Raw genomic sequence first — 16438 nt, forward strand, 5'->3', positions numbered from 1 at the left:
ATTGATCTTTCCCGTGATTTCACCGAATTGGGGCCTTGCAAATTCCATGACATTGGTCCAAACATCGCCGGCACGGAGAGGTGGCCGAGTGGTCGAAGGCGCACGCCTGGAAAGTGTGTAGGCGGGGAACCGTCTCCAGGGTTCGAATCCCTGTCTCTCCGCCACCCATACCCGTCTCACTTCAGTTGTGTTTTCTGACCCGGAATTGTGCCGCAATTTCCGCGAGTTGGCGCGTGCGCTTTCAATCAGAGACGGAGCAGACTGTACATTCAGAGCGCAATTCCGGCCGCAGTCTCAGTGCCGCATTTTGGCGGGGTCGCTTTGGGCTGGATTTCCCTGATACCCGGCAATTTACAGGGAATTTTCGTGAAACGGGTCTGAGTTCGGTCATTTCTCCTGTCAGAACTGCATGTTTTTCAGAGGTTTATGTTGCAAATTCCCTAAAAAGCGGAACAGGGAATTTTCTCGCGGGAACAGGGAATTGTTCCGGCGGATCAGGGAGGGCGAACCCTGTATCAGGGACGCAGGATCTGAAGCTATCAAAAGCCGAACTGGCGTTCCTGTTCGGACCAATTAAGTGGGTGGGTCACGCTGACCAGACGCTTGAGTGTGAGTTCGGGCGGTTGGGTCCCGTCTAGAATCGCGGCCTGAATCTTCGGGGAGAGAAACGCGAGCTGGGCGCGGGTGCGGATGAATGCGCCGGGAACGCTTTCACGGCGTGCAATTTCCATCAGTTGAATCCCGGCATTCAGATCGCGCGCCCAGCCATGGGCGCGGAGCAGCATGGACTGGAGGTGAGGATCGGGTTGGGGTGAAATGTCTCCAGCGATGATCTTGGCCTCGACACCGCGGCGGCGCAGATCGAAAGATGCGGTGACGTGGGTGAGATCCGGGTGCAGATGATCGGCCGCGATGCCAAGTGCGCTTGCCAGAGTTTTGGGGTTAAATTCGAGGTCGATCTGTCCTCGTGCAATTTTGCCTTTGGCCAGAAGAGCAGCGCCGACCTATGGAAATTGATGCCTTGGTCACTTCAGTACAGGAATTGGGGCAACTGACCGGGATCGCAACACCCACAATCGACACTGTTGCATCACTGATAAAACTGAGGGCAAAGGTCGCGGGTCTTTACTAAGCTTCTGCTGGCGATCATCTGAAGAGATCAGTTCTGGGCGGGCGGGGAGCTGAATAGCGATCCGGCGCTACAAATCGCAGATCTTTCAAGCGTCTTGTCAGAAGAACTTTGCTTGGGCGGGGCAGGAGTTTTGCTTGCTTTTGCCTATGCCTAGACCTGCCTCTTTCAAATTCTTAAAACCAATCTCGAGATCATCCACCTTTCGGTGATGCTGTACATCCGCTTTGTCCCGCATTGCGGTCGCTCGCGACAATCGGGCGAACGTCCGAACTGAGCCCAAAGTTACAGTTAAGTAGTAACGGTGACGTTTTGGGTTTCACCGGGCCGATCGTTTGATCGTTCTGGTCTCGATTCTAAAGTTTTCTTGGGGCCACAGGTGATCAGGTCGCGTTGAATTCGACACAAGTACGCTGGTTGCGCTCACACCTGTTACGGCATTAGAAGCCCGGCTGCAATGAGGGGCGTAGAGTGGCGGCGGGTAGGTATCGGTGATTCCTCGTTAACTGACAGCAATCTTAGATCGAGCGTGCCTTTCAAGCACTAAATGATATCGCGATCTTGGTTTCAATAATTGCCTTGACGTGACATGAACTAAGCTAACGGTATCCGCGCAAAGCCCTTGTTTGTAGAAGAAAGGAACGACTCATGACCTCAGCCAAACCAAATGTCGGCGCGCGAATCGAGCAAATGAGTTTTTTAAGGCTGGGGTCTGATGACAAGGTTACGATCGGTCAACAAAAAGACCGCTGGACCATGTTGTTTGTTTATCGAGGTAAGCATTGTCCACGCTGCAAGCGCTTTTTGAACAAGTTGAATGCGGCGCTGTCGGCATGGGCTGACGTTATGGACGTTATTGTTGTCTCTGCCGACACCAAAGAAAAAGCTGCGGCAGACAAAGCAGAATTCGGCTGGGATTTTGAACTTTGCTATGGAATGACTGAAGCGCAAATGCGCGCGCTTGGTCTTTACGTGTCATCGCCTCTATCTGATGCAGAAACGACGGGTCTGTTCGCCGAACCTGGCGCGTTTGCCATCCGTCCGAATGGAACACTGATGCTGGCCGATATCTCTAACGGCCCTGCGGCACGTCCCGATTTAGAAGAGCTTTTGGACGGCATGAAATTCAATATTGATAATGATCGTCCGGAACGAGGAACGGCCTGAGACCACCAGGTCGCATGGCCTCGGTTACTCAAAGTAGCCTGGGTGCGTCTTGTGGATGAAGTCGATGGTTTCGTCGAGGCGGGACAGGTGTTTTCTGACAGCGGCTTGCGCTTGGTCATGGTCTCCTGCCGCCATGGCCTGTGCAATCTCTCGGTGATCGGCGAGGATGGCCTCTGCGGCACTGCCCTTTTCAAGACTGAGCATACAAAGCCGGTCAACCTTTTGCTTGGATTCTAGCATTACATCAAATGCCATCGGATTGCCGCTGAGCACGTAGATCAGTTTGTGAAAATCATAGTCCAGCGAGTGAAACGCCGATAGATCACCGTCACTGATCGCCTGCTCTTGTAAGGCGAGATTTTCTTCAAGTTTTGCTGCACTTGCTGCGTCCCAAACTTCCATTGCTCGATGGACGATCTCTAGCTCCACCGCCATTCGAACCAATCGCGCGAGAGCCACACGCTCCATAGAAAACCCTCGAACTACGGTCGCCTTTTGTGGTCGTATTAAGAGCAGATCTTCGTTGCCGAGCCTTGTGAATGCGTTGCGAACAGGTTGGCGTGATACGCCGAATCGGCTGGCTACCTCTGTTTCGGATAGCTTTGTACCGGGAAGAATTTCAAGCGAAACGATCTCGTCGTGTAGCGCTTCATAGACCGCATCGGTTGTGGTTCGTCTGACAATTTCTTCCACGGTATGTTGCTTGCGCCCTCTGTCTTAGTCACGTTTCAAATTACAGATCCACTGTTATGGCATTGAAACAAATAGAATATTCTATTTTGTTTTGCTTGAGTGAACCAATGTAGGCCTGTCACCTATCAAATGCCCTGCGCTTTCGACTGTCAAGCAATCTGACATTCTAAAAGCCTACAGTTGACATAACTTGGATACTAGTGTCCCTTTAAGGGCAGCAGCGATTCTGGTTCTTGGGGGAAATCGAAAGCTACGTGGCTTACGGTCTCTGAAATTCCATGAAAGCCAAATCCTGTCCAAAAATAACCGGGGAGGAGAACCCATGACTTTCACGAAATCGTTCTTTGCAACTGCGACCGCTGTGGCATTCATTGCAACGTCAGCTTCAGCCGAAAACTGGCGAGCCTGGAATATCCACAACGACGGCCATCCCAACACGGCTGCAATGGACAAGTTTGCCGAACTGGTTGACGCCGCTACAGACGGAGAAGTTACCGTCGATGTGTTCCACGGTGGTGTTCTTGGTTCCCAACCGGATGCCCTAGAACAGGTTCGTATCGGCGCAATCGAGGTTGGTAACTTCAACCTCGGTCCTATTGGCCCAATGGTGAAAGAAGCTAACCTTGTATCGCTTCCTTTCATCTTCAAAGATGTGCCGCACATGTTCCGCGTGCTGGACGGCGACGCCGGTGAGGTTGTTTCAGCTGCGATGGGTGAAGCAGGCGTTCTGCCACTGGCATGGTTTGATGCCGGTGCGCGTTCTTTCTACAGCCAAAAGCCGATCAACACGCCCGCAGATGTCGAAGGTCTGAAAATCCGTGTGATGAACAACGATCTTTATACATCTATGATTTCAGCTATGGGCGGTAACCCGTCTCCAATGGCATTCTCCGAAGTTCAGCAAGCGCTGAAAACCGGCGTTGTTGATGGTGCGGAGAACAACTTCCCGTCGTTCAAGAATGTCGGTCACTATGAAGTGACCACAAATTATTCTTTGTCCGAACACCTGATTATCCCCGAGTGCATCTGCGTGAACACGGCCAAATTCAATGCGCTGTCTCCTGAATTGCAAGCCGCTGTGCGCGGTGCAGCAGAAGAAGCCGCATTGGTCCAGCGTGAGCTTTGGGCAATTGGTTCTGAACAAGCGCGTAAAGATGTTGAAGCGGCCGGCATCACCGTCAATGAAATCGCCGACAAAGGCCCATTCCAGTCCGCAATGGATTCGGTCTATGCAGACTACTTGGCTGCAAATCCTGATATGAAAGCGTTGGTAGAAATGGCGCAAGCCACTGAATAAGTTGTCTTAACAGTTCAACTTTGAGCGCCCGGCTCCGACAATTGGATGCCGGGCGTTTTGTCTCAGAGGAAATCCAATGCAAGAGCCCGATACCGCCCCTGCCGCCATGCGCAACATGGACAGGATTCTTGACCTGCTCGCACGAGTTTGCATGTTGCTGTCTGGCATCGCCATTGTCGTTATGACTGCGATCTTTGCCTGGCTGGTGTTCGGTCGCTACGTTCTGAACAACACGCCCACTTGGGTTGAGCAGGTTTCACTGCTTTTGGTTATGGTCATCGCGTTTCTCGGGGCGGCTGCGGGAGTGCACAATCACACGCACCTCTCTGTTGTCGTGTTCCGCAATTTAGTCCCACCCTCTGTGCGAACGGTTTTCGTCGTGCTCACTGATGTCCTGATGGCAGGTTTCGGTGGCATGATGTTTTGGTACGGGATCGAGCTGACAATATTCAAATGGAACACCCTGATCCCGCTCATCCAATGGTCAGAGGGCTTGCGCTCCTTGCCACTGACAATCAGCGGCGCGTTGGTGTTCCTTTTTTCCACTGGCCATCTGATCCGCCTGTTTCTGGGCCGAGACGAACGCCAAGACAACATAGATCAGGGATAGTCATGGGACTCATGATTCTGTTGGGGGTTTTTGCCCTATGTGTCATCATCGGCGCTCCAGTGGCATACGCCCTTGGTATCGCCGCATTGGCTTCCTTTTGGTTTGAAGGATTGCCGATGTTTGTTGGGTTCCAGCGTATCGTGTCCGGGATCAACGTCTTTTCCCTAATGGCGATCCCGTTTTTCATCTTTGCGGGCGAGCTGATGTTTCACGGTGGAATCGCGATCCGGTTGGTTCGGTTTGCGCAGGCCGCCGTAGGCGCTGTGCGCGGTGGGCTTGGTATCGTCAATGTCTTCTCGTCCATGTTGTTTGGTGGCATTTCCGGATCGGCAATTGCAGATATCTCGGCGCTTGGGTCAATCCTGATCCCGGTGATGAAAGACAAAGGTTATGACGCCGACTATGCGGTGAACGTCACAGTGACATCATCAATTGCCGGGATCATCATCCCACCCAGCCACAACATGATCATCTTTGCCCTCGCAACAGGCGGTGCAGTTTCAATCTCAAAACTGTTCCTGGCCGGAGTTGTGCCCGGTGTCCTTATGTGTTGCTGCCTTGCCATTGCCGCCTATGTCGTGGCGGTCAAGCGCGGCTATCAGGCCGAACAGTTTCCGGGTTGGACCGCACTGGCCATCGCCTTTGTGGGCTCGATCCCTGGCTTGTTGACGGCCGTGATCATTGTCGGAGGGGTCTTGTCAGGCGTCTTTACAGTGACTGAATCCGGTGCATTTGGGGCAATGTATGCCTTTGTGGTGACGCTTGTTGTCTATCGCAGCCTGTCTTGGGAAAACTTTAAAATCGCCGTTATCTCTTCGGTACGCACAACTTCGATGGTGATGATCCTGATCGCTTGTGCCGGTGCTTTTGCCTATATGCTGACGTTCAACCGGGTGCCGACAAAAACAGTCGAATTCCTGTTGGGTATCACAGAAAACCCGATCCTGATCTTGTTGATGATCAACGCTGTGCTGTTGCTCTTGGGGATGATCATGGACATGGCCGCGTTGATCCTGATCTGCACACCGATTTTCCTGCCGGTGATGAACATGCTGGGCATCGACCCGCTACAGTTCGGCATGATCCTTTTGGTGAACCTCGGTCTCGGTCTTTGCACACCACCCGTCGGGACCTGCCTCTTTGTGGGTTGTGCTGTTGGAAAACTACCGATGGAGAAAGCGGTCAAAACGATTTGGCCTTTCTACCTCGCCATCTTGGCCGCGCTCATGCTGATCACTTTTGTACCGGCAATATCGCTGACACTGCCGAACTTGATCATTGGTCCCTAAATCAAAGGAGAATGAGGCGATGCTGACAATAAGACGCCTGGACATCGATGACGCGGGCAAGTTGATCGCAGGAGCGCGAGCCAAGGCGCAGGAAATCGGCGTACCGATGTGTATTGCCGTCACCGATGAAAGCGGCAACCTCATCGCGTTTGAGCGGATGGATGGTGGCAAGATTACCAGCATCATTTTGGCCATCGACAAGAGTTTCACTGCAACCGGTATCCAAAAAGGAACCGATGCTCTTGGTGAAGCAAATCAGCCTGGCATGGCCGCACACGGAATATCCTCAACGCTCGGCGGACGAATGGTGACCGTTGCAGGTGGCCTTCCCGTGACGGTCGACGGACAGGTGGTTGGCGGGATCGGTGTCAGCTCGGGCTCACCAGCCCAGGATCTCGAAGTTGCACAGGCAGGGGTCACGGCACTCTGCGAAGCCCACTTGGAAAGAGTTTAAGGAGTCAGATATGACAAAACCCGTCATCGGTTTCATCGGCCTCGGTCTTATGGGCGGTAACATGGCAAAGTGCTTGCAAAACAACAGTTTTGATCTGGTTGTTATGGGTCGGAGCAAGGAAGCCGTCGCAGCCACAGTCAACCGCGGTGCTGTAGAGGTTACAACGCCACGAGAGCTTGCTGAAAACAGCGATATCGTGATGCTTTGTGTAACAACATCGGATGTCGTCGAAAGCCTGATCTACGGCGATGACGGCATCCTGGCAGGCATCAAAGATAGTGCTGTGGTCATTGACTTTGGCACCTCGATCCCAGCGTCCACACGCAAAATCGGCACAGACTTGGCCGCAAAAGGTGCTGGTATGATTGATGCGCCGCTGGGACGCACACCCGCGCACGCCAAGGATGGTTTGCTGAACATCATGGCAGCAGGCGATATAGCCACCTTTGAGAAGGTGAAACCTGTCCTGGATGTACTAGGGGAAAATGTCTTTCACCTCGGCGAACTGGGTGCGGGCCATGTGACCAAGCTCATCAATAATTATATGGGCATGACGACAGCTTGCACCATGAGCCAAGCCTTTGCTGTGGCTGAACGCTCAGGGGTTAACAAACAGCAGCTTTTTGACATCATGTCAGCTGGACCGTCCAATTCCCCCTTTATGCAGTTTTGTAAGAACTACGCGGTGGATGGTGTCAGCGATTTGGGGTTTTCGATTAACAACGCCAACAAGGATCTTGGATACTTCCTGAAGCTGGCCGAGGACGTGGGCACTCGTGCCGAGATCGCTGAAGGAACCGCGAACAACCTTCAGGCAGCCGCGGACGCAGGCATGGGTGACGGCAACGTGCCGGAAATCTTCGACTATTTTGCCAAGCTTTAGCGTCAGATCCATCAGTCACGCATAGCAGCACCAATTGAACGGGAAAGAGCAACCATGAGACTTCAGGGAAAGACCGCAATTGTCACGGGTGGTGGCCGCGATATCGGGCGCGCCTGCGCTGTCAAACTCGCCTCCGAAGGGGTGAATGTCGCGGTGAATTACTTCGCCAGTAGTGCCGGCGCCGAGGAAACCGTAGCCGAGATCAAAAAGATCGGTGGACAGGCGTTTGCAATGCAAGGCGACTTGAACAAACCCGAAGAGGTCGATGCGTTGATCGCCAAGACGGTCGATACCTATGGAAGCCTGGACATTCTGGTGAACAATGCCGGAGGTTTGGTCGCGCGCAAGAAAATCGCCGAGATGTCGCTTGAGCATTGGCAGGCTGTCATGGATCTCAACCTGACCAGCACGTTTCTTATGGTCAAAGCGGCACTGCTGCATATGAAATCCGGGGCCATTGTAAACATCGCCAGTCAGGCGGGTCGCGACGGTGGTGGCCCGGGTGCGTCGGCTTATGCAACGTCAAAAGGCGGGGTCATGACGCTCACCCGTAGTCTTGCAAAAGAACTGGGTCCTGATATCCGTGTCAACGCAATCTGCCCAGGCATGATCGACACGGATTTCCATAACATCCATACTCCCGATGCAGGCCGTCGGGGGCTAGAAGCTGCTGCGCCGCTCAAGCGGCAAGGCCAGTCTCAGGACGTTGCGAACCTCGTGGTGTTTCTGGCAAGCGAGGACTCGGCTTATCTGACCGGGACCAATGTCGATATCAATGGTGGGATGCTGTTCTCGTGACCACTGCAGAACAGGTTACCTAATTGTCGAACGCTACCGTTTGTCAAACTTCGAAGTACTGGAAACCGGAATATGCGAATTCTCGCGATAGGTGAATGTATGGCCGAAATGGCCCCAACTGACCCGCCAAGCACGTATCAAATGGGGTTCGCCGGAGACACGTTCAATACAGCTTGGTATCTGGCCCAACTCACACCCGAAACGCCCTTGTCCTATTTTACAGCCGTCGGAGATGACGCCATCTCATCACGGATGCTGAGTGTCATGCGCGAAAGCGGGGTCAACACCCAGCAGGTGCGGATCGTGCCAAACCGTTCAGTGGGGATGTATCTTATCACGCTAAACAACGGGGAACGCAGTTTTACCTATTGGCGCGGCCAGTCGGCCGCACGCCTATTGGCCCAAGACAAGCAAGCACTTGCCCACGCCATGACGCAATCTGATCTCATCTATTTCTCGGGCATCACTCTGGCAATCTTGAACCCTGAAGGGCGCGCTGCCTTGCTCGACGTTGCTCGGTCAGCGCGGCGTGCCGGAAAACGGATTGCCTTCGACCCCAATCTGCGCCCGCATCTTTGGGACAGCCCCTCTGAGATGACCGAGAACATCATGCAGGCGGCCGCCGTTAGCGATATCGCCTTGCCATCATACGAGGACGAGGCACTTTGGTTCAGCGACTTGAACCCCGCGGCCACTTTGCAGCGCTATGCAAGGGCGGGTGCAGAAACGATCGTTGTCAAGAATGGCGCAGAAACGGTCCTTTATCGTACTCGCGGCGCAGAGGGCTCTGTCCATGTTCCGCCTCTGGCCTCGGTTGTGGATACGACTGCTGCAGGCGACAGTTTAAACGCTGGCATTCTGGCGGGGCTGGCAACGGATACACCCTTACCTGACAGCATAGCACTGGCCTGCAAACTGGCAGGGCATGTCGTGCAAGGCAAAGGTGCACTTGTTCCCATCAACCAAAGCCTGCTCGATAGTTGCCAACAGCCTTAGCAGAAGGATCCAGCCCTTGCCGAACCCTCAGCCTGCCGAAACGATCAAACTGCATCCGAATACGCTTGATCGCTTGTCAAAGGTCAGCACAGCGACTGTGGCCACGCTGCTTTACAAACGCGGTTATCAAAACGCCTATGTTCAAGGCGTTGCCCCATTGGGCAAGGGCAGGCCCTCCCTTGTCGGCCCGGCTTTTACACTGCGCTACATTCCTGCACGGCCTGACACCGACCCGATCGAGGCGTTTCGTGAGCCAGATCACCCGCAGCGCGTGGCCGTGGAAACATGTCCTGAACGCGCGGTATTGGTCATGGATTGTCGGCAGGATGCATCGGCGGCCTCGGCAGGTTCGATCCTTTTGACGCGACTGGAAATGCGCGGAGCAGCGGGCGTTGTCACGGATGGTGGAATTCGCGACGCCGACGGTGCCGCAGCACTTGAGATGCCAGTCTTTGCTGCAAAACCGTCTGCCCCAACCAACCTTACGAAACATCATGCGGTAGATATCGGTTTGCCAATCGGGTGTGGCGGCGTGGCGGTCTATCCCGGCGACATCGTTCTGGGTGACAGCGACGGTGTCATGATTATCCCACGCCACCTCGCCGATGACATTGCGATCGAGGCAGGCCCAATGGAGCTGTTCGAACGCTTCGTTCTGGAAGAGGTGCGAAAAAACACCCCCGTAATTGGACTTTATCCTGCAACCGACCCAGACGTTCTTGAACGATTTGAGGTCTGGCGCGCAAGGCTCTCTGACTGATGTCTGAATCGCTGCAATGTAGGTTTTGTCAGAAGAACTTGGCTTGAGGCGGGCAAGGGGGCAATCATAGCCTTTGTGGATGGAAAGACGATCACCATTTAAATGCTTCAAAACCAGTCTCGAGATCATCCGCTTTGCGGTGATGCTGTACATCCTTTCCCGCTCTCGCTTCGGAATGTCGATGATTTGGTGCACGAGCGAGGCATCGACGTGAGCCACGAAACTGTTCGATTTTGGTGGCACAGGTTTGGCCCGATGTTTGCTGCTGATATAAGGCGGAAGCGTGTTCAGCTGCTGCGCGCGTTCTCCAAATGGAAGTGGCACGTTGACGAGGTTTTCGTGAAGGTAAATGGCAAGCGGCATTATATTTGGCGGGCCGTTTATCAGGAAGGCGAGGTACTGGAAGCTGTTGTCACCAAGCGCCAAAACAATGCTGCAGCATTGAAATTCCTTGAGAAATTGATGAAGCGACACGGCAAAGCGGAAACCATCGTCACGGATCGCTTTGCCTCATACAGAGCCGCTCTCAGAGAACTGGGCGCGCTTGAAAAACAACAGACGGGCAGGTGGCTCAACAACCGCGTCGAGAATTCGCACCTGCCGTTTCGACGACGCGAACGCGTAATGCAGCGGTTCATACGGGTGCGAAGTTTACAGACATTCGCCTCCGTCCATTCCTCCGTCTACAACCACTTTAACAAGGAGCGATCTCACCAGCAGAGATACATTCAAGCTGACCCGCGCCGCCGCCCTTAGCGAGTGGCGTCAACTTTGTTCCGGATAGGTTCGCGGTTTCCGCGGCAAACTGAGGCAAGTTCGAATTAGTCGGAAAACATCTAGGGAGATCCGTTTTCGGTCGGGCGGGCAGCGCGACGCCATTTTTTGCGCCAGAAATCGGATCAATGACGGACGACGCCGCAGCTTAGGTTAAGAATTGCGTCCCTCGCGTGCTGATCCGATGCCAAGGATCAGGTCGGCGCATCGTTCGCCAAGCATCATGGCAGGTGCGTTTGTGTTGCCGGCGTTGATGTCCGGAACGGCGGACATGTCGCACACCCGCAAGCTCTCGATCCCCCGCACGCGCATTCTGGCGTCCAGCACGGCCATTCCGTCGCCGTCTTGGCCCATTTTGGCAGTGCCCGCCGGGTGATAGTTGGTTTTCACGAATCGCTTGCAATGTGCTCGTAGCGTCTGGTCGTCGTCCGCTGTAGGAATGACGATTTCGCGAACCCTTTGAGCAAGCGGGCCCGACGTGAATGCCCGGCGAAAGAACCGCTGCCCCCGGATCATCTCCTGCATGTCGTCTTCATGCTTCAGAAGGTTGGGCGAGACCACCGGCATGGCGTGAGGATCGGCCGAGCGAAGCCGGACCTCTCCGCGTGATTTCGGTTTGACCACGACGGTCGTAACGGTCAGGCCAAAGTCATCCTGCACCTCGTCCAGTGCGTCGCGATCCAGATAGACGATGGGCACGCAAAAGGCTTGAATGGTCGGTTCTCCATCAGGAATCGACGGATTGACGAAGGCGCCAGCTTCGACCCCGGCCGAAGTCACCGGGCCGCTGCCGAACAGTTTGAACTGGATGCCGTTGCGAAGCATCCGCCAGCCCTCACCTTGTTTGAAGTATCCGTAGGGACCGTTGGCAAAGGCGGTAATTGGAACTTCAGGGTGGTCAATCAGGTTCTGGCCAACCCCAGGCAATGGGCAGATCACGGGAATACCGTGATCGGCAAGATGTGCATCAGGTCCGATGCCTGATAGCATTAGGATTTTCGGCGTCACCAGAGCGCCCGCCGCAACGACAACTTCACCATCGCACCGGACCGTGTGGGCTCCGCGTTTGTCTCGATACTGCACGCCGACGGCCTTATCGTTTTCGATGATGATTTTGCTGACCGTTGCGCCAAGCTGGATGGTCAAGTTCGGGTTCGTCTCGAGTGGGGCGAGAAAAGCATAAGCCGACGAACTGCGCTTACCGGCGCGATTGGTGAACTGATAGAACCCGACACCGCGCTGCGTTGCGCCGTTGAAGTCCGTGTTGAATGGTTCGCCAAGGGCCTGCACCGACTGAACGAACCAACGTGACATGTCGTCGATATGCCCCGGATCCGAGACCTGCACCGGACCGTTGCTGCCATGCAGGTCATTGTGAAGCCTGTTATTGTCTTCCATTCTACGGAAGTAGGGCAGCACATCATCCCATCCCCAGCCGACTCTGTCGTTGGTCTGTCGGAGCAGGTTTTCCCACGCGTCATAATCAGAAGGGCGGCCACGCATATAGACCTGGGCATTCACAGACGACCCGCCACCCAGCACGTTGGCCTGCGGAATGTCATGCACGCGACCGTCCAGGTGGTCCTGCGGTTCGGTCTGGTGGTAGGTCATGAACTTGGACCCGTTGATCATCTTGAAGATACCCGGCGGCATGTCCAGCAACGGATGGCGGTGCGAATGCCCGGCCTCCAGCACCAGAACCCTGCACTTGCCCTGGTTGACCAGTCGCGCTGCAGCGGCTGCGCCGGCAGAGCCGCCGCCGATGACGATATGATCGAAGGTTTCCGTCACGAGTTCGCCTTCAGGCCCGGCGTTTGGGTTCGCTGATCGAGTCGCGCTCGACCAGTTCGCATTCAAGCTTCACGAGAGGGTGTCGCTGACCATCCGTCGGACCGTGGAACAACTGTTCGATGACCCAGCGTCCCATCGCCCTAGTTGGAAGGATCATCGAGGTCAGGGGTGGCGACAGGTGTCGCGCGGTTTCGTCATCGTCGAATCCGATGACTGAAATGTCCTCGGGGATGGACAGGCCAAGTTCCTTGAGCGCCTCATAGCAGCCGATTGCCATGCGGTCATTCTGACAGAAAATGGCGGTTGGCGGAGAGGGCAGGTCCATCAATTCGCGCGTGGCAGCATAGCCTGCGCTGGGCAGCCAGTTGCCCTCGATGACCAAATCCTCGTCAAATGGGATGTCGGCGGAAGCAAGGGCGTTTCTGTACCCGGTCGTTCGCCCGGCGGCGCATTCCATGAACGGCTCGCCGGTGATGGTGGCAATTCGTTTGTGCCCGGCCTTGATCAGGGCGTTGGTCGCCGTATGTCCGGCAGCGACTTCGCCGGGGATCACCGCAGGAAAAGAGAGGTCGTCGCAAAAGCAGTTCAACAGCAGAACCGGAGTGGCCGTCTGCCTGAGGATCTCCGGCACGACCACCCGCCGCGTAAAAACGGTCGCGTAGATGATGCCTGCAACCTGTTGGTCGAGGAAATACCTCAGCGTTCTGGGCTCGACCTCGGGGTCGTTTTGTGTTTCGGCCAGCAACACAAGGTTTCCGGTGTCCCGAACGGCCTGTTTCACCCCGTTGAACGCGTTCACCATCTCGGGGCTCGACGCCAGATCATCCACGACGAAAGCTATGGTTCCGTCCAGCGCCGCGGGCCGGCGCGCGCTGTCCTGGGGTTTCCTGAGTTGAGAGGGCATGGCGTATCCAAGCGTGTTGGCGGCATCCAGGACCCGTTGCTTGGTATCCTCGGAGATCTTGACGGAATCATTCTTGTTGAGAACCAGCGATACTGTCGTCTGCGAACACCCGGCGACGCGCGCAATGTCGTGCATCGTCACGCGCTGCCGGCCCGCGACTCGTCCTACACCCCTGTGCTGCCCGGCTTTGTTCGCTTGATCGTTCATCGCTCAACCTTTTTGTTCGCATCCTTTTTATCGACTATGCGGAGGGTGCGCAACTAATATTAGTAAGTGATAATTAATATTAGTGTTGACGAAATAATATTATTAGTGTTTTGATCGGCGGTGCGGTCGCCATTGTGGTCTGGCCGAGCAAGTGCGGGAGGCGAAATTGCGGTCTGTAGTGGGGGAGTTGGGTCAAGTCGTTCGCCATTCGATGTTCATCGATGGCCGCTTTGCCGACTTTGACGCGGACGCGGTCGATGTCGAAAACCCTGCAAATGAAGAGATCGTAGCACAGGTTCCAGATGGTGGTGCCATGCATGCCGATGCGGCGGTCGAGGCGGCCCGCAGGGCTTTTGGCGCGTGGTCTGCGCGCCCGGCGATCGAGCGGGCGCAAATGGTCCGAAAGCTCGCCGCGGCCATCCGGGTCGACGCCGCGCGTCTGGCTGCTTTGATCACAGCCGAGCAGGGCAAGCCGATCTCGCAGGCCCGAGGTGAAGTGGATGCCGCCGCTACCTTTCTTTGCCATGCAGCTGAAGAGGCCCGGCGGATTTCGGGTGACATAGTGGCCTCGGACAACAGGTCCGAAGAAATCCAGATTCGGCGCCATCCCTATGGGGTTGTCGTTGCGCTGACGGCCTGGAACTATCCCTTGGCATTGGCGGCCAGGAAAATCGGGCCAGCGCTGGTCGCGGGCAACACCGTTGTTTTGTTGGGACATGAAATCACGCCGCTTTCCGGTCTTGCGGTTGCCGAGCTTGCGGACAAGGTCGGGTTTCCGCCCGGTGTTCTGAATGTTCTGACGGGGAGAGGGCCGGTGGTTGGGCAGCGGTTGGTCGAACACCCCGATACCTCACTGATCACAATGACCGGCAGCACACGAGCCGGTAAAGAGATTTTTCGCGCCGCGGCCGACCGGATCAAGGTTGTCCGGCTCGAGCTTGGCGGCAAGGCTCCGTTCATCGTGATGGAGGATGCGGATATTGACGCTGCTGTTTCGGCCGCCATTGCCGCCCGGTTTGCCAATTGCGGCCAGATTTGCACCTGCAACGAGCGTATGTATCTGCATCGCGGTATTGCGGATCAGTTCTTGGAAAAATTCGTGACAGCAGCCCGCGCATTGTCGATCGGAGATCCGATGGAGGACTGCGACCTGGGGCCCAAAGTCAGCAAGGTCGAAGTGACCAAGGTCGTCGAAATCATCCAGCGCAGCATCGCCGAAGGTGCCACGGTCCATCTGGAAGGCGGGCCTTTGACGGACGGCGCGCACCGCGAAGGGCACTGGATGTCCCCAACGGTTCTCGAGGTCTCCGACAACGGCAATGCCGCGATGCAGGAGGAGGTCTTTGGACCCGTGGCGACAGCCATGCGAGTCGATGATTTTGATCAGGCGATAAGTTTTGCGAATGACACGTCATTCGGGCTGTCCGCCTATCTCTTTACGGCATCGCACCGGCGATTGATGGAGGCCCCGAGCCGTTTGAAGTTCGGCGAATTGTACCTGAACCGCTCCAATGGTGAGGCCGTACAGGGATTTCACACCGGTTGGGGTTTGTCCGGGGTTGGGGGCGAAGACGGCGCGTATGGCTTTGATGGCTATCTGAGGAAACAGACGACTTACATGAATTGGGCATGACCTAAAACTCGCGGTCAAAACGGAGGCGACCGCACCAATGGAGGAGGAATAACCATGAAACGCAGAACTCTTTTGATCTCGACGGTTGTCGCGGGTGCGCTGTTGGGCACGACTGCGATAGCGCAGGATCTGCCACCGCTTGAGCAGAAGGATCGCTACAAGGTCGGCTTTGCGCAGATGGAGTCGAACAATCCGTGGCGCATTGCCGAGACAAAATCGTTCCATGACACGGCCGAGGCCTGCGGCTGGGACCTTATCGCGACGGATGCAGCCGGATCTGCAGCAAAGCAGGTTGCGGATGTGGACAGCATGATCGCCCAAGGCATCGACGTTCTGTTCTTGCCCCCGCGGGAAGAAAAGCCGTTGATCCCAGCCGTTATGAAGGCCCGTGCCGCGGGAATCCCGACCTTTTTGGTGGACCGCTCGGTTGATCCGGCCGTTGCCAAGCCGGGCGAGCATTTTGTGGCGTTCCTTGGGTCGGATTTCATTGATCAGGGCAACCGTGCCGCACAGTGGCTGATGGAGAATTTCGACGGCGACAATGGCGTCATCGTCCAGTTGGAAGGCACGACTGGTTCTTCACCTGCAAATGACCGCAAAAAAGGTTTCGACGACGCGATTGCAACGGATGACCGCTTTGAGATCGTGGCTTCTCAGACCGGTGACTTTGCGCGCGACCTGGGTCGTCAGGTGATGGAAACCCTGCTGCAGGCGCACCCCGACGTGAACGTGGTCTACGCCCACAATGACGAGATGGCAATCGGTGCGATCCAGGCTCTGGAACTGGCCGGCCGCAAGCCTGGCGAGGACGTGACCATCGTTTCGATCGACGGGACACGCGATGCACTTCAGGCTATTATCGATGGCAAGATGGGGGTGACGGTGGAAAGCTCACCCTTCTTCGGCCCTCTGGCTTGTGAAGTCATGAATAAATACGCGGCTGGCGAGGCGATCCCGGAATGGGTGAAAGTCGAAGATCGCATCTTTACCAAGGACAATGCGGCCGATCACATCCACGAAGCCTATTGATTCTCCCTGGTGGGTGGTGCTGGC

Annotated in this window: 16 protein-coding genes, 1 tRNA gene and 1 pseudogene; 14 read left to right on the top strand and 4 right to left on the bottom strand. The window is 55.5% G+C overall.

All coding sequences use genetic code 11. The features are described 5' to 3' along the window. Positions 1 to 74: 74 nt before the first annotated feature. A tRNA-Ser gene (locus tag ACR0AM_RS06930) sits at positions 75 to 164 on the top strand. A gap of 375 nt (positions 165 to 539) precedes the next feature. Here the strand turns inward: ACR0AM_RS06930 and ACR0AM_RS06935 are convergent. After that, the gene (locus ACR0AM_RS06935) at positions 540 to 785 is read right to left on the bottom strand and encodes a hypothetical protein (RefSeq protein WP_480622482.1); all 246 of its coding nucleotides are present in this window, start codon (positions 783 to 785) and stop codon (positions 540 to 542) included. A 182-nt stretch (positions 786 to 967) separates the two neighbouring features. On the opposite strand from ACR0AM_RS06935, the gene ACR0AM_RS06940 reads away from it, so the two are divergent. Both ACR0AM_RS06940 and ACR0AM_RS06945 read left to right on the top strand, forming a co-directional pair. Then, positions 968 to 1132: a ketopantoate reductase C-terminal domain-containing protein gene (locus ACR0AM_RS06940; RefSeq protein ID WP_480622483.1), complete on the top strand. Its 165-nt coding sequence runs from the start codon at positions 968 to 970 to the stop codon at positions 1130 to 1132. A gap of 645 nt (positions 1133 to 1777) precedes the next feature. Beyond that, positions 1778 to 2296, top strand: coding sequence for a redoxin domain-containing protein (locus tag ACR0AM_RS06945; protein ID WP_480603910.1), 519 nt, complete (start codon positions 1778 to 1780; stop codon positions 2294 to 2296). A 24-nt stretch (positions 2297 to 2320) separates the two neighbouring features. On the opposite strand, the gene ACR0AM_RS06950 is transcribed toward ACR0AM_RS06945, so the two are convergent. After that, a complete protein-coding gene (locus tag ACR0AM_RS06950; protein ID WP_480603913.1) occupies positions 2321 to 2989 on the bottom strand; it encodes a GntR family transcriptional regulator in 669 nt (222 codons plus the stop codon). A 322-nt stretch (positions 2990 to 3311) separates the two neighbouring features. Between ACR0AM_RS06950 and ACR0AM_RS06955 the strand changes: the two genes are divergently transcribed. The 9 genes and pseudogenes from ACR0AM_RS06955 (at position 3312) to ACR0AM_RS06995 (ending at position 10860) form a co-directional block, all read left to right on the top strand. Then, positions 3312 to 4286: a TRAP transporter substrate-binding protein gene (locus ACR0AM_RS06955; protein ID WP_010437283.1), complete on the top strand. Its 975-nt coding sequence runs from the start codon at positions 3312 to 3314 to the stop codon at positions 4284 to 4286. Positions 4287 to 4362: 76 nt separating this feature from the next. Then, positions 4363 to 4896, top strand: a complete 534-nt coding sequence (locus ACR0AM_RS06960; protein ID WP_010437284.1) for a TRAP transporter small permease — start codon at positions 4363 to 4365, stop codon at positions 4894 to 4896. 2 nt (positions 4897 to 4898) lie between these two features. Further along, positions 4899 to 6185: a TRAP transporter large permease gene (locus tag ACR0AM_RS06965; protein ID WP_480603916.1), complete on the top strand. Its 1287-nt coding sequence runs from the start codon at positions 4899 to 4901 to the stop codon at positions 6183 to 6185. 19 nt (positions 6186 to 6204) lie between these two features. Next, positions 6205 to 6639: a GlcG/HbpS family heme-binding protein gene (locus ACR0AM_RS06970; protein WP_480622484.1), complete on the top strand. Its 435-nt coding sequence runs from the start codon at positions 6205 to 6207 to the stop codon at positions 6637 to 6639. A 10-nt stretch (positions 6640 to 6649) separates the two neighbouring features. Then, positions 6650 to 7522: an NAD(P)-dependent oxidoreductase gene (locus ACR0AM_RS06975; RefSeq protein WP_480603922.1), complete on the top strand. Its 873-nt coding sequence runs from the start codon at positions 6650 to 6652 to the stop codon at positions 7520 to 7522. Positions 7523 to 7576: 54 nt separating this feature from the next. Next, positions 7577 to 8320 carry an SDR family NAD(P)-dependent oxidoreductase gene (locus tag ACR0AM_RS06980; RefSeq protein WP_480622485.1) on the top strand — a complete coding sequence of 248 codons (744 nt, stop codon included), beginning with the start codon at positions 7577 to 7579 and terminating at the stop codon, positions 8318 to 8320. A gap of 72 nt (positions 8321 to 8392) precedes the next feature. Beyond that, positions 8393 to 9316 carry a sugar kinase gene (locus ACR0AM_RS06985; RefSeq protein WP_480622486.1) on the top strand — a complete coding sequence of 308 codons (924 nt, stop codon included), beginning with the start codon at positions 8393 to 8395 and terminating at the stop codon, positions 9314 to 9316. A gap of 16 nt (positions 9317 to 9332) precedes the next feature. Continuing rightward, positions 9333 to 10076: a ribonuclease activity regulator RraA gene (locus ACR0AM_RS06990; protein ID WP_480622487.1), complete on the top strand. Its 744-nt coding sequence runs from the start codon at positions 9333 to 9335 to the stop codon at positions 10074 to 10076. A gap of 79 nt (positions 10077 to 10155) precedes the next feature. Next, positions 10156 to 10860: pseudogene (locus ACR0AM_RS06995) on the top strand (IS6 family transposase). A 143-nt stretch (positions 10861 to 11003) separates the two neighbouring features. Here the strand turns inward: ACR0AM_RS06995 and ACR0AM_RS07000 are convergent. Together ACR0AM_RS07000 and ACR0AM_RS07005 are read right to left on the bottom strand one after the other, a co-directional pair. Next, complete coding sequence (locus ACR0AM_RS07000; protein ID WP_480603931.1) at positions 11004 to 12641, bottom strand: GMC family oxidoreductase; 1638 nt, start codon at positions 12639 to 12641, stop codon at positions 11004 to 11006. Positions 12642 to 12651: 10 nt separating this feature from the next. Then, on the bottom strand, positions 12652 to 13752 hold the full coding sequence (locus ACR0AM_RS07005; protein ID WP_480622488.1) for a LacI family DNA-binding transcriptional regulator: 1101 nt from the start codon (positions 13750 to 13752) through the stop codon (positions 12652 to 12654). A gap of 166 nt (positions 13753 to 13918) precedes the next feature. Between ACR0AM_RS07005 and ACR0AM_RS07010 the strand changes: the two genes are divergently transcribed. Together ACR0AM_RS07010 and ACR0AM_RS07015 are read left to right on the top strand one after the other, a co-directional pair. After that, complete coding sequence (locus ACR0AM_RS07010; RefSeq protein ID WP_480622489.1) at positions 13919 to 15385, top strand: aldehyde dehydrogenase family protein; 1467 nt, start codon at positions 13919 to 13921, stop codon at positions 15383 to 15385. A gap of 54 nt (positions 15386 to 15439) precedes the next feature. After that, on the top strand, positions 15440 to 16414 hold the full coding sequence (locus ACR0AM_RS07015) for an ABC transporter substrate-binding protein (RefSeq protein WP_480622490.1): 975 nt from the start codon (positions 15440 to 15442) through the stop codon (positions 16412 to 16414). Positions 16415 to 16438: the final 24 nt, after the last annotated feature.

It is taken from the genome of Ruegeria sp. AD9 (genome assembly GCF_056542305.1).